This window comes from Mesorhizobium sp. M1399 (assembly GCF_040317735.1).
Taxonomy (GTDB): domain Bacteria; phylum Pseudomonadota; class Alphaproteobacteria; order Rhizobiales; family Rhizobiaceae; genus Mesorhizobium.
The window spans coordinates 1-11,885 of record NZ_JAMYKZ010000042.1 but is presented as its reverse complement, the minus strand read 5'-3'; the positions used below and the strand labels follow the sequence as shown (position 1 = coordinate 11,885).

Sequence of the window (11,885 nt, the reverse complement as noted above, 5' to 3'; positions counted from 1 at the left end):
CCGCTGTTCATTACTCTTTTCGCGGCCTTCTGGATCAAGGAACCTGTCGGGGTGCAAGGTTGGATCGGAGTCGCCCTCGGCTTCGTCGGTGTGCTGCTCATGCAGAAGCCGCAGGCCGGCGACCTTGGCATCCATGCCGTGATGCCGCTGGTTTCTGCAATTCTCTACGCTCTGGCGATGGTGCTGACGCGCACCAAGAGCCGTGGCGAAAACCCCTTCGTTTTGGCGCTGATCTTCAACCTGATAGCGATCGTTCTCGGGGGCAGCGCTAGCTTGGCGACCGTGATGGCAGGGAGCGAGGGTGGACAAAGCCTGTTCATGGGCGCGTGGATTCCAATGGGCTGGACCCAATGCGCGCTGATCGGGCTTTTGAGCATGACGATGCTGATCGGCAGCGTCGGCACGGCCATCGCCTACCAGTTGGGACCATCCTCGATCATCTCGACTTGGGACTTTTCATATCTAGCCTTCGCAGTGCTATGGGGCGTCGTGCTGTTCTCGGAACGTCTGGATGCGGCTTCCATGCTCGGTATCATTCTCATCGCACTGGCCGGGATTATCGTCATCCGGCGTTAGCGGCGATATATTGGAGCACCGAGTCCGGATGATGGCTTCGGGCTCTTTGCTACTGTCGCAAAACTGCTTGACCTTCGCACGCTGCAAAAGTCTGCGATTCAATTTTGCCAAACTTGGGAAATTGAGACATTCGGCATCAGGAGATGACAACGATCTCCCTTGAGACAGGTTGAGCGTGACGATTTGGAAAGACCCGTGGGGGGAAGACGTTTGGCCCCGCGTACGTTCGACGACTGCGCAGGAAGCGGCCAATGATGTTTAGCACCTGGCCGAAACCCTCATCACCATCGCCGGCAGAGTAACATCAGCTGGGTCGAACGGTAGCCCGGATTCCGGTCGGCCACAATGAGGTCCGGCTTCGTGTCGAACAGGCCTCGATACAGCCCCAACGCCTGCCTCCACGCGTTCTGGTTCTTCAGCTCGTCGAGGTCGCCGAGATGCTGCGACAGCAGCGCGTTGCCGTCGCCCGCCAGGCAGAACGCGGCCTTTAGATCGCCGCCCGCAGCCAGCGCCCTGACCGGGGCATCGAAGCCCGCCGGCAGCGCCAGCGGCTCCGGCGCGAAGCCGCGCGCGCCGCAACACCGAAATGCCGTGCCCGTCGAATCGCACCACGCTGTCGTCGAGCCGGTTGACAATCTCGCAGTCGTGCATCAGCCAGAAGTCGGCGATCCCGGCAAGCTCCTGCCGCGCCTCGTCATTGTCCGTGCATTGCGGCTCGCCCGAGCGATTGCCGGAGGTCATCACCACCGGACCGTCCAGCGCCCGCAGCAAGAGATGATGCAACGGCGTGTAGGGCAGCATGAAACCGAGCCGCTCGTGCTGCGGCGCCACGCCCGCCGCAACGCCGCAGCTGTCACGGCGCTTCACCAGCACGATCGGCGCCGCTCGGTTCCGGCACTGGCCGGCTTGTCGTCGTGTCGATCGCTTCTGTCAGCGAGCGGAAACCGGCGCTGGTGGCTTCGATCCGCTCCATGATCGTGAGAACGTCCTTGAGTGAGCGAGACAGACGGTCGAGCTTCCAGACGACGAACAGTGTCGCTCTCCCTCAAATGATCAAGCATCCCGGTGCAATTCCGGCCGCTCCCAGCGACCGCCGGAGGCCTCCTCCTTGAGGATACGCTTGCACCCGGCATCGGCGAGCGCCCTGGCCTGCGCCGTGTTCGACTGGTCGTCGCCTCTGCTCACGCGGGCGTAGCCGATCAGCACTCTGGTTCCTTTCGCAAACGGTCGTTTATGGAAGGCCGAGGGTGTCCACGAGAATACAGGTGCGGAGCCTTTCATAATCCTCTTTCCATTATGGCGCCGTAAGGCAAGCGGTTTGTGAAGGGATGAACGATGCCGGGATATCGATGACGAAGACGCAGGGGGAGAAGCTTCCGGTGCAGCGTGACAAGGCGTGGGCGTGCCTTGTACCGTTCGGGAGGAATCGACCATGCGAAAGCTCTTGCCCGGCCGGGAGCGAAGATTTAGCGCTCCTCGCGCAGCAACTTTGAACAACGCAGACGTTCCTTCGCGTCGCGAGAGGGGAGAGTACCTGCCGGCCCAAATTGACCAAAGTTTTCAAGGGCCGGATTGAGGACATTTCCATCGTATCCGAAGCCCCCGATCTCGGAACGCTTTTCCATAAACTTTTGGAAAAGCGACCAATCCCCCTGCTTGAGCGCTTGTCTCGTTCCGGACCATCCCAACGAGCCAGAGAGCCATATATGGTCCACCAGCCCCTGGCGCTTCATGTGGTGTCCGACCGTGCCCGATCCGTAAACGCCAACGAGATAACGGCCAGCCAACGCATTCCGCACACTCCTGAAGTAGGGTGCTATTCGTGCAAGATGCTGTGGTGTGTGGTAGTCCCAATCGACTGCAAAATAGATTCCGGAGCCTTCGGGCTGTCCCAACGCGGCGGCCAGATCAAGCGCACGACCGGAGTCTCGCTCTCCAGCCGCACCATGCAAGTCTCTGATATTGCCGCCCGCGCCACCCCGCTGCTCGAAGGCCACAGCTACCGATATTCCAGCACCATGAAGGGCGGCGAGTTCCTCCCCTGTCAGACATTTTGAGGGAAATGGTGTACTATTCCGATGGTTGTAGTACCGGATTACTGTATTGACGCCAGATTCTGCCAAGCACACAGCAAAATCGCCGACGTTCTGCGGGACGTCGATAATATCGTGCATAGTCCGTCTCCCCGAAGGCCGAAATTGTATGGAAAATGCGCAGTTTATACGGTCACCTCGCCCTCCCACGCTATTTCTTCGCGCAGCCTTTTGATGTCATTTCCCGCAGCCACCAACGCGGCGCAGACGCAATCAGCTATTCCTCTGTTTGCCCTTGGGTCTATTGCAGAATGTCGCTACGTCTCTGACTATGGGACCGCCGGCTGGAGAACAAGCGCAGGTAGTACGGTGAGTCGCTCGGCGAGCTGAAACGGCCGAAAACCTGCGCGATAGTGGATTGCGTTTGCTCGTTTGACAGGTTCAGCGATGCGGAGAGCAATATCGAGGTGATGGCGAGACTGTCAGCGCTTCCAAGTTCGACCACGGCAAGGCAGGTTAAAGATAGACGGACTTCCGCGGAGTCGGATTGATCTAGGACGAGGCAATTGAACGCCGTCGGTTCGCCGTGTTTGCTCAGATAGCTACGGATTGCCTTTGCCAGACCGACGCCAGCTTCATTGCCGTCGGCGGCATTCGCGCAAATTGACGCAAAGGCACTGGGCAATTCCGCCACGTCCATCGTGCGGTTTAGCGTTCTTGAAGTCGTGGCGGTTTCTACCTGGTTCGGTACCATTTGCGCGGCATTCTGCCATGCTCGAGAATCCAGAGTCCGGGTTTGGTCTTCGAATAGTTTCTGGACCATGGCAGAGCAAATCCTCTCCGCCTCGAGCGGTTGGCTGCTCTGCGGGCCGATCACCAGGAAAAGGCCCGCAGCTGTTTTTGCGAATGGGTTCATGTCTGCTTCCCTATGGAAGCGGGACCGGAGTTCGCCGGCACCGGGGGCGCGACAGAGCATCGGTAGTTCGCAAGGGCTTACCGGACCGCTCTATCGCATCCATGATGCGGGCGACGTTCGTCCAAATCCACGCTATTGGTTGGGTGCGCTGCTTTCGCGATCAAAGGCCTGACGATCAGACCTGCGGCTTGATGTCTTGTTGCGGCGTCGAGCCACCGTTGAAAAAGTTCTTGGCCTTCTTGAACTGGTCGGTGGAGTTCTTATTCACAAGCTCCTGGAAGTTTTCGTGATCGGGGCCGCCTTTGCGGATCCGACGGGTCTGAACGAGATTGGTGACCTCGGCATAGTCCATGTCGACGCGGACGTAGTGGGTCGACGAACAAGAGGATTTCAGCTCGAGGAAGTGCTCTTTGAACTCGATCTGCCGCAGAACGATTGCTCCGTAGTCGTAATATCCGCCTGCCCCATTATCGAGAAGGTAGCTCTGGTAGGTGCATGTCAGCGCCTTGTATCGCTGCGCCTTGCCGTTTGCACTGAAGGTGAGATTCCCCATTTCTGTAAGGAAGGACTGGAAATCCAGCAGCAACGATGCCCCGTCGGTAATGATCGCCTTGGCAATCAGCGAGAGGAAAGTAGCTGAGACCGACGTCCCGGCCACCTTTTTTGAAAAACTCTTCAGTTTTTGCCTGCCCATAGAGAGATCTGGAATGTTGCCAACAACATCGGTCCATGTGTTGATATCAAGCTTCTGTGCATCGATGTTCGCATAATGGGTATGCATGTAGTCGTTAATAATTCCTCCTATTGCCAGTAGATTGTCCTGGTTCTCATTGAGGGTGCCGCTGTACGTCGGATCTTCGGTTTTTTGGCCGATGAGGTGAAACTGCACTGTCCCTTGAGCGTTGGCGATCGTGTCGTCACTGGGGGGCGCAGCATCTAACTGGGCCAAAACAAGGGGCTTGGCGTAGAAAAATGCGGACGCCGCCTCATAGTGTTCTTTGGAATAGCGCTGTTCATGCTCTTGAACATTCACTGAAAATGCGTTCGACATGCTTTATCCTCCTGCTGTGAGACATGAGCGTTGGTCGAGAGCTTAAGGTGCCCAAAGCGCGGAAACGCCTCGGAGATGAGATGATCTTTGCGTGCCCGCGTCGCCTTATACCAATTCGCTCCGGCCCCCACCTTTGCGTTAGACAGGCTTTTCTCTGCGCCGTATCATTTTGCGATAGCGCAGTGGCGAGAGGCCATGAAACGCCTTGAAGGCTGTGGAGAAGTTGTTGCTGTTCTCGTAGCTGAAGGATTCGGCGACCTTGGCGATGCTTTCACGCCCGTTACGCAACCGGTCAGCAGCCTCCGTCATCCGGTAGCGCCGTAGCCAAGTCATTGGCCCGCAGCCAAACGATGTCTCGAAACGGGTGGTGAGCGTTGTCCTGTTGGTCCCTACCATTCGCGCCAATTCGACGCGGGTGATCTGCTGATCGACCCGCTGCGCCAGCAGACTGCATGAATTCTGAACGATCGGATCGGCTGAGAAGAAAGGCGGGGTAGAACGCTGCGCGAACTGAACGATGCAGGCGGTAAGTCTGCGCAGAACTTCCTGCTCGGTGAGCGGCCACAACAGGTAATCGGAATACCCGTTGGAGAAGACCGCTTGTCGATCCAGGTTCTCTTCCAGAACCAGAGCCAGTTTGACAGGTTCGGGCGAGAGCTTCGCACGCCCCTGCTTGTCGTGAATCGGTTCGCGACAATCGACGATGACGATCTGCGCGGAGCGCCCTGCCCGCAATAAACGGTGATCAAGGATATCGATCTGCCTCAGAGAACTCGCGATTAGTGCCAAGGACTTGCATGCTTCGGGGTCCGAGCCAAGATATGCTGCCAGCATGCAGGCACCTCACAGACACCATGGGAAGCTGGCCTGTGGAAGGCTTGGCGCGGCCGAGTGGCGGTCGAAGAGAGGCGGTTTTTGGCCTGTATATAGATGGCTGGGCGTATGATACCTTCTCGTCTGGCCCTGTTGCCTCGCTTCAAATTGTCGAAACAGGCACGGTTTCAATGCGCTGGCACAGCAGAGCCAGCTTCCCCTCCCAACGGGCGAGCAGGGCAATAAACTTTTTCCGTCATATCCTGACGATAGCCCCGGATTCGGATCACGTTTCTTGCCTAGGCGACTCATCAGTCATTTGCCTTCCCAGCTGGGATATTTTGCTCTGTTCCCGCCGCCGCGGCGACGGCGATCTCGTGGCGCAGCCAACGATGCTCCGGGTCGCGATGGGAACGCTCGTGCCAAATCAGCGCGACTTCATAGGGTGTCAATTGCACAGGCGGATCCATAATCGCTAGCGGCAGCAAGGCGGCGATCCTGGTCGCGACGCGGCGTGGTACAATCAACAGCAGATCGGTCGCCGCGATCGCCAACGCGGCCGTCAAGATGTTGGAAACCAACACCGGATCGCGACCCTGGAGATCTAACTTGACCAGTTCGTCATGCACCCGGCCGAAGCCGTCTTTGGAGTCCAAGGCAATGGCTGCGTGGCGCAAGGCCGCGAAGCTCTCGATTGTCCATTCCCGCGCCAGGGCTGGATGGTCGTGGCGCAGCAGGCAGGCAAACCGGTCGGAGTAGAGGCTGCGCCTCAAGTATCCGGGCGGCGAGGCGCTAATCTGCCCTATAGCCAAATCGATCTCGCCTAGCTCAAGCCGCCGCATCGCGCCGGAGAGAAGCGGATCGATGACGACGTCCAGATGAGGCGCGTGCTGGCGCAGCCGGGGCAGGAGCCGCGGCAGCAGGACCAGTCCTTGATGATCGGGCATCGCCATTATCGCCTTCGATCGCCAATTGGCTTGGGCAAGACTGCCGTTCACTATCCCGCGGATCGCATCCAGCACCGGCGGCAGCATTCGGCTCAAGCATTGGGCCTGCGGGGTCGGAACCAGGCCCATGGAGCCGCGAACCAAAAGATCGTCGTTGAAAATGCCACGCAGCCTCCTCAACGCTCGGCTCATCGAGGGCTGGCTCAAGCCCACGTGTCGAGCCGCATGCGTGACGTTGCGGTGTTCCAGCAGCGCTTCGAGAGCAAACAGCAAGTTCAGGTCGATCGACGCCAGCATTTGCCGCTGCCGTGTGGTGCGAGGTTCCGCGACAAACGGCTGCGCCCGCTTTTTTGAAGTTTCGCGACTGCAAGCGAGCTCATCCACGGCCTTCTCCTCTTGTCTTAGTAAGCGGTGTGCTCGCGCTAAGCGTCAGCACATTCGGCATCGCTCAGCGAGGCCGAAATGCTGCCTGATTCACTTGGTCGCGGTCAGCCTAATGCTGGCGAAGCTAGGCCCAGGAACGCGGCAAAGCTCAGCGCTGATCCAGGCCTAACAGAAAGTCGTCGCACCAGCGATAGACGTTGTATTCGCGGAGCCGGCCGATCATCGCACGCCAACGATCGATCCGCTCATCTAACTGCATGTCCAGGGCTTCTTCGATGGCCCTCGCCATCGCTTCCGGATCGTAGGGATTGACGAGGATCGCTCCGCCTAGCTCTCTGGCTGCGCCGGCAAAACGCGAAAGCACGAGAACACCTGGATTCTGTGGGTCCTGTGCGGCGACATATTCCTTAGCTACAAGGTTCATGCCGTCGCGGAGCGGCGTGACCAGGCCGACGCGTGCCATGCGGTATAGACCGGCGAGCTCGCTGGGTCCAACGGACCGGTTGATGTAGTGAACGGGCATCCAATCGATCGTTCCGAGTTCGCCATCAACGCGCCCCACCCGCTCGGCGACGTCCTTTTGCATCGCCAGATATGCCGGTATTTCCGTGCGGGATTTCGGTGTGATCTGCAGCAGTTGCGTCTTGCCGATGCGGTGGTCGTTGCTCCGCAGGAAGCGGTCAAACGCGACGATGCGCTTCTCGATGCCCTTCGAATAGTCGAGGCGGTCGACGCCGATCGCGACTTTACAACCGGGAATCCTCTGAGAGGGCTCCTGCAGAGTCTCGCTGCGCGCCGCCTGCTCGGCCAGTCGTTCGAACTCGGCCGTGTCGATGCCGATCGGAAAAACGCCGCAGCGAAACACACGTCCATAGGCTTGGCACACACCGTTTGTGATGGGGTCCGGTAACCCCTGACGGCGCAAGCAGTCGGCGAAGTTACTAAGATCGTCATCGGTATGAAAGCCGACGAGGTCATAGCACGAAAGCCCGCGTAGCAAATCATCATAGTGCGGTACGGTGAAGAGGATGTCCGCCGCCGGCCACGGAATGTGCAGGAAGAAGCCGATCTTATTGCCGCAGCCGAGGTTCCGCAGTTCTTTCGCAAGCGGGATCAGGTGATAGTCGTGCACCCATATGACGTCGTCGTCGCTGATGAGCGGCTGCAACAGCCTTGCAAACAGTCGGTTGACGCGCTGATATCCGGACATTCGTGCTTCGGAATACTCGGCGAGGTCGACTCGGCAGTGGAAAACCGGCCAAAGAACCCGGTTGGCAAAGCCGTAGTAATAGTCGTCCAAATCTGTCTGCGAGAGATCGGTAAGCGCATAACTGATCCCGCCGGCCTCCCGGCGTGAGATCGGCCCTGACGGGTCCTCCCCGGCTTTCACCTTCCCCGACCAGCCCATCCATAGGCCGTGCCTTCGCTGGAGCGCAGCGCTCAGCGCAATCGCCATCCCGCCTGGCGGCGGGGAACCATGCTCGTCGGGCAGCGAAACCCTGTTTGAGACCACGACCAGTCTACTCATCTCCACTCTCCTGCTCTCGGACATCCCGCCGTTCATGAAAGCTCCGCCCCCTGAGCGATCTGCACAATAAGACATGCAGGTTCAAAAGAAAGAATAGCATGGATCTAGAAAGGGGATTGGAATTATATAACGGGTTGACCATCATAAGTTTCCTATAGACAGCGGAATTAACATCAAGGCGAGTTGTGCGTCTGATCAATAAATCTCGACGAATCCATACGAATGTCAACTTTTCAGCGATTTAAATTGAAACAAAGCTGAACTGAATTGGAGCCACCGGGAGAGAATTTTGGGTGCAAAAGCGCTCCAGTGATGGTGCCAGAGGACCGGAGTGATGCGAATCTCAGCGGGATAAACCCGGTCTGCCGAACGAGTGGTCGCAGAGGACGGACAATCCATCAAAAACTAGCAGGCTTTGGGGGCACTGTTGCGCAGCAGGAACTCCCGCATAGGACCTATTTGTCTGCGCTATTCCGCAATACGCCTGAGGAAGATTGTCCCACCTGCTGAGCGTCACTAATTTGACTGTTACCGCCCCCCGGCAGCCCAAGCTGCAGTCCACAGGAAGTGACCATGAAGAACATTCTCATTGTCGGTCAGGACGCGTTGACGAGAGAACCGCTTATGGGCTTCTTGTCTAAGCATGGGTTTAACATCAGAGCGGTCGAAAACCGCCAGCAGGCCGCCAGCAATATGGCTTCTGAAGCGATTGATCTAGCAATTGTCGACCTGAGCTACGGCCGAGAGGACGGTTTGCAGTTCGTTCGAGATTTTGGTGCCAAGAGGGATCTTCCGATCATCATCATCAGCGGTGACTTCGTAGATGAGGCCGACAAGGTGATTGGCCTCGAAACCGGCGCTCGCGACTACATTACTATGCCCTTCGGGCTTACGGAGTTCCGCGCCCGCGTGCGCGCCGCTATGCGCCAGCGGCCGGAGCGTGACCGAAATACCATCTACCATTTCGATGACTGGCGAGTTAGCACCAAGCGTCGGAGCTTGCGCCGGGGAACGGATCCTGACGTCAAGCTCACCGCCGGCGAGTTCAACCTTCTGATGGCCTTTCTAAAGAACCCAGGTCGGGTCCTTTCACGTGAGCAGCTTCTGATGGCGACCCGTGTCTATGATCAGGAGGTCTATTACCGCAGCATCGATGTTCTTATCGTCCGCCTTCGCCGTAAGCTGGGACAGGGCAAGTCGCCGCGCCCGCAGTACATCCGCACCGAGCGGGGCGCGGGGTATATTTTCGACAGTGTCGTGAATATTGAGGAACTAAGGACGCGCCGTGGTTGATGGACGGCCAAGATCGCGCGGGAAGCGAACGTGACCCAGCACCACTGCAGGCGCTTCAGAATATCACGAATAGGGTCAGGCTTTGCCTTCATAGGAATGGCCTCCAGCCACCTGGGCACCTCGTACTATCGGCGTTTCGCGGACCGGTAGGGCCGCGCTGATTTCTGCGTGGACTGATGACGGCGATCGCTTCGGAGTTGGTTGTTGAGATTGCCGATTTTGGCATCGCGGTGGCGGTTTGCGCCGCCTTCGTCGTCATGCGGGCGCAGTTCGCCCCTGGTGCCATACGGGCGGGTGAGATTGTAGGCGAGATTGGCCATGCCGATCTTGGTCTGGCCCGCCCGATGCCGATCGTGCCCACGAACAAGAACTCGCGAGCAGCGGCTGTGGCGGCGACGTAACCTTCGGCCTTGCCGATCGCTTTACCAGTCGCCTTCGCCTGTACCATCAGACCGGCATATTCGCGCGAGGCATCCAGGTCGCAAGCCAAGACGCGATTTCAAATAAGGGCCTCTCGCGGCGCCGACAAGGTTTCGGGATTTTCCGCTCCTCGCAGGTCGGTAGTGACTGTTGCATACGTGCAACTCAAGCGCGAAGAGTTATCTCAAGGGCAACACTATTCTTGAATTCGGCGGTCAGAATGCGAGTAATCAGCCAAACTCGCCCGATCGAGTCTTCTCGCTACGGGCCACCAATCAACCTGGGACGCCCCTGTGAGTGCCGATACCATTGCTGGCGCAGTGAGCCGGGAGAGCCTCTCTTTCCCATACCTCCGCATTAAACCCGAGACCACTGTGCCAGCCCCGCGCCCTCCGCCGGCTGGCAGCAAGATGACGGCTGCCAAACGATGGGGCTCCGTGCTCTAAAGATAGAAAATGACGTTTGGCCTACTGCACACCGGGATTTTGCCTGTGATCGCTGCCACAAGCCATCGGTGGTCTTGGTGGTAACGAAACCGCATGCGTATGTTTGCCCGCTGTGTCTAGACGGCGATCCTGCCGAGCAAACTGAGCGTTTTGACTAACATTCTCGGCAAGCTTAGAAGGAGTGGTTCGCTCGATAACAACAAACCCCGAAAATATCTCGCTCATTGTCCGGGCCACGCGCTATCTGGATCGTGGAATTTCGTTTCATGAAGAAAACAGCGGCAGTTTTTAATGAGAGATGAAGTAACCGATCTTTTAACTGAGTTGGCCCTTTGGGCGAATGTGGTGATGAAATCGGAAAGGGGCGATAGAATTAAAATTTGCGCCGCCTACGACGCCGGTCTGCAGCTAATCGCTGAGCGTACTACGCCCGGGTCTCCGCCCCGACCGGGCATTGAAGCTTGCATCCTGCAGCATGAGAAACTGAAGGCTGCCGAAGACATCAGCTGCGTAGGTTGGATACTGGCCGCGATCGCCACGCGTGTTGGGGAACGAGATCTTCCGAAATGGGAGGAAGCTCAGAAGGTCATTGGCGCCACGGTTCGGTTGCTTAGTCGCTACCGTCAAACTCGCGTTCATTGAAGCCATGGCCGCGTCGGCGGAATGGCATTACAATGCTGTCGAGCATTCCCTGTAGCGTTGCACGGACGATGACGCCGGTAATTTACAGCTGTATGAACTGAGTGCCTCCGTCTCCGGCTGCGTCAGAAAACAGGTAAGTCAGTCGTTGTCGGGTTGGAAAAGAGGAAGGTCGCTGGAAAAGCGCGGCCAACCCGCCTTCGCTTGCACACAGCCTGCGTTTTGCCAGCTCCTCAACCGCAACGTGCTGTCAATGTTCGTCTTGCCATGTCTTGAACGCCGAACTGTTCACGCCATTGGCGCCGCTTTGTCATCCCGTGCCCCGAAATGAGGCCGTCGTTCGAACGATATGCGCAGTTGCTTATCCGCCAGAAACCGGCGAGCCAGATCGGTGTCGCGCTTACCCACGCGTGACACCCAGTCCGAAAACAGGCGAACCGCGCGCCGGTTCATATGCCGCGAAGGACAGACCAGCCAGTATCCTGGAAACTCGATGACCTCGAACTCTATCGAGACCGGAACCAGAGAACCCGACACCAGGTCCTCGAATGCGATGGATGTGCTTTCCAGGACCACACCTGCACCGTCCTTCGCCAGTTGAACCGACATTGACGAACGGTCGAAACGATAGGGATACGTCATGCGGGCGCCCTGGATACCGTTGCACGGCAGCCAATAATCCCACCGGAAATAGGCCTTCACACTGTCGATCAACCGCGCATGGCGAAGCTGCTCCCGCGGATCCGGTGAGATCGCGCGCAGTTCGGCAAGATAGGAAGGCGAGCACATCGGCAGGATCAGATCGTTGACGACGCAATCCGAATAAAGGCCGGCCCAGC

General features: G+C 58.0%; 13 protein-coding genes and 1 pseudogene. 3 read left to right on the top strand and 11 right to left on the bottom strand.

The window, feature by feature from the left end; translation table 11 throughout:
- The coding region (locus tag NKH05_RS32345; protein ID WP_502913297.1) for a DMT family transporter at positions 1-576 on the top strand (576 nt) is incomplete at its 5' end.
- A 281-nt stretch (positions 577-857) separates the two neighbouring features.
- Here NKH05_RS32345 and NKH05_RS32340 read toward each other — a convergent pair.
- The 10 genes and pseudogenes from NKH05_RS32340 to NKH05_RS32295 all read right to left on the bottom strand — a co-directional run bounded on the left by NKH05_RS32340 (position 858) and on the right by NKH05_RS32295 (position 8,248).
- A complete protein-coding gene (locus NKH05_RS32340) occupies positions 858-1,211 on the bottom strand; it encodes a hypothetical protein (RefSeq protein ID WP_352706714.1) in 354 nt (117 codons plus the stop codon).
- Positions 1,204-1,407 (bottom strand): annotated as a pseudogene (locus tag NKH05_RS32335) (Sua5/YciO/YrdC/YwlC family protein); the annotation flags it as partial. The pseudogene NKH05_RS32335 and the gene NKH05_RS32340, both read right to left, overlap by 8 nt.
- A 22-nt stretch (positions 1,408-1,429) precedes the next feature.
- Entirely contained in the window at positions 1,430-1,549 is a 120-nt protein-coding gene (locus tag NKH05_RS32330; RefSeq protein WP_353017710.1) for a hypothetical protein, read from the bottom strand.
- 80 nt (positions 1,550-1,629) lie between these two features.
- The gene (locus NKH05_RS32325) at positions 1,630-1,782 is read right to left on the bottom strand and encodes a recombinase family protein (protein WP_353027042.1); all 153 of its coding nucleotides are present in this window, start codon (positions 1,780-1,782) and stop codon (positions 1,630-1,632) included.
- A 260-nt stretch (positions 1,783-2,042) separates the two neighbouring features.
- The gene (locus NKH05_RS32320; protein ID WP_352706711.1) at positions 2,043-2,750 is read right to left on the bottom strand and encodes a DUF1906 domain-containing protein; all 708 of its coding nucleotides are present in this window, start codon (positions 2,748-2,750) and stop codon (positions 2,043-2,045) included.
- 160 nt (positions 2,751-2,910) lie between these two features.
- The gene (locus NKH05_RS32315) at positions 2,911-3,525 is read right to left on the bottom strand and encodes a glutamate acetyltransferase (RefSeq protein WP_352706709.1); all 615 of its coding nucleotides are present in this window, start codon (positions 3,523-3,525) and stop codon (positions 2,911-2,913) included.
- 175 nt (positions 3,526-3,700) lie between these two features.
- Positions 3,701-4,576 carry an Evf family palmitoylated virulence factor gene (locus tag NKH05_RS32310; protein ID WP_352496684.1) on the bottom strand — a complete coding sequence of 292 codons (876 nt, stop codon included), beginning with the start codon at positions 4,574-4,576 and terminating at the stop codon, positions 3,701-3,703.
- 138 nt (positions 4,577-4,714) lie between these two features.
- Positions 4,715-5,410, bottom strand: a complete 696-nt coding sequence (locus NKH05_RS32305; protein WP_353017715.1) for a helix-turn-helix domain-containing protein — start codon at positions 5,408-5,410, stop codon at positions 4,715-4,717.
- Positions 5,411-5,700: 290 nt separating this feature from the next.
- Positions 5,701-6,633, bottom strand: a complete 933-nt coding sequence (locus NKH05_RS32300; RefSeq protein WP_353017731.1) for a LysR family transcriptional regulator — start codon at positions 6,631-6,633, stop codon at positions 5,701-5,703.
- Positions 6,634-6,868: 235 nt separating this feature from the next.
- Positions 6,869-8,248 carry an alpha,alpha-trehalose-phosphate synthase (UDP-forming) gene (locus tag NKH05_RS32295; protein WP_353017717.1) on the bottom strand — a complete coding sequence of 460 codons (1,380 nt, stop codon included), beginning with the start codon at positions 8,246-8,248 and terminating at the stop codon, positions 6,869-6,871.
- Positions 8,249-8,821: 573 nt separating this feature from the next.
- Here NKH05_RS32295 and NKH05_RS32290 point away from each other — a divergent pair.
- Positions 8,822-9,541, top strand: a complete 720-nt coding sequence (locus NKH05_RS32290; RefSeq protein ID WP_353017719.1) for a winged helix-turn-helix domain-containing protein — start codon at positions 8,822-8,824, stop codon at positions 9,539-9,541.
- Positions 9,542-9,717: 176 nt separating this feature from the next.
- On the top strand, positions 9,718-9,942 hold the full coding sequence (locus NKH05_RS32285) for a hypothetical protein (RefSeq protein ID WP_023722452.1): 225 nt from the start codon (positions 9,718-9,720) through the stop codon (positions 9,940-9,942).
- Positions 9,943-11,334: 1,392 nt separating this feature from the next.
- On the opposite strand, the gene NKH05_RS32275 is transcribed toward NKH05_RS32285, so the two are convergent.
- Positions 11,335-11,885: LysR substrate-binding domain-containing protein (locus NKH05_RS32275; protein WP_353027040.1), on the bottom strand; the 551-nt coding region annotated here is incomplete at its 5' end.

Bases quoted from the DNA above. Each gene is read 5' to 3' on its own strand.
- NKH05_RS32330 (WP_353017710.1), bottom strand. From the start codon at position 1,549: ATGGAGCGGATCGAAGCCACCAGCGCCGGTTTCCGCTCGCTGACAGAA.
- NKH05_RS32320 (WP_352706711.1), bottom strand. From the start codon at position 2,750: ATGCACGATATTATCGACGTCCCGCAGAACGTCGGCGATTTTGCTGTG.
- NKH05_RS32315 (WP_352706709.1), bottom strand. From the start codon at position 3,525: ATGAACCCATTCGCAAAAACAGCTGCGGGCCTTTTCCTGGTGATCGGC.
- NKH05_RS32310 (WP_352496684.1), bottom strand. From the start codon at position 4,576: ATGTCGAACGCATTTTCAGTGAATGTTCAAGAGCATGAACAGCGCTAT.
- NKH05_RS32305 (WP_353017715.1), bottom strand. From the start codon at position 5,410: ATGCTGGCAGCATATCTTGGCTCGGACCCCGAAGCATGCAAGTCCTTG.
- NKH05_RS32300 (WP_353017731.1), bottom strand. From the start codon at position 6,633: ATGCTGGCGTCGATCGACCTGAACTTGCTGTTTGCTCTCGAAGCGCTG.
- NKH05_RS32295 (WP_353017717.1), bottom strand. From the start codon at position 8,248: ATGAGTAGACTGGTCGTGGTCTCAAACAGGGTTTCGCTGCCCGACGAG.
- NKH05_RS32290 (WP_353017719.1), top strand. From the start codon at position 8,822: ATGAAGAACATTCTCATTGTCGGTCAGGACGCGTTGACGAGAGAACCG.
- NKH05_RS32285 (WP_023722452.1), top strand. From the start codon at position 9,718: ATGACGGCGATCGCTTCGGAGTTGGTTGTTGAGATTGCCGATTTTGGC.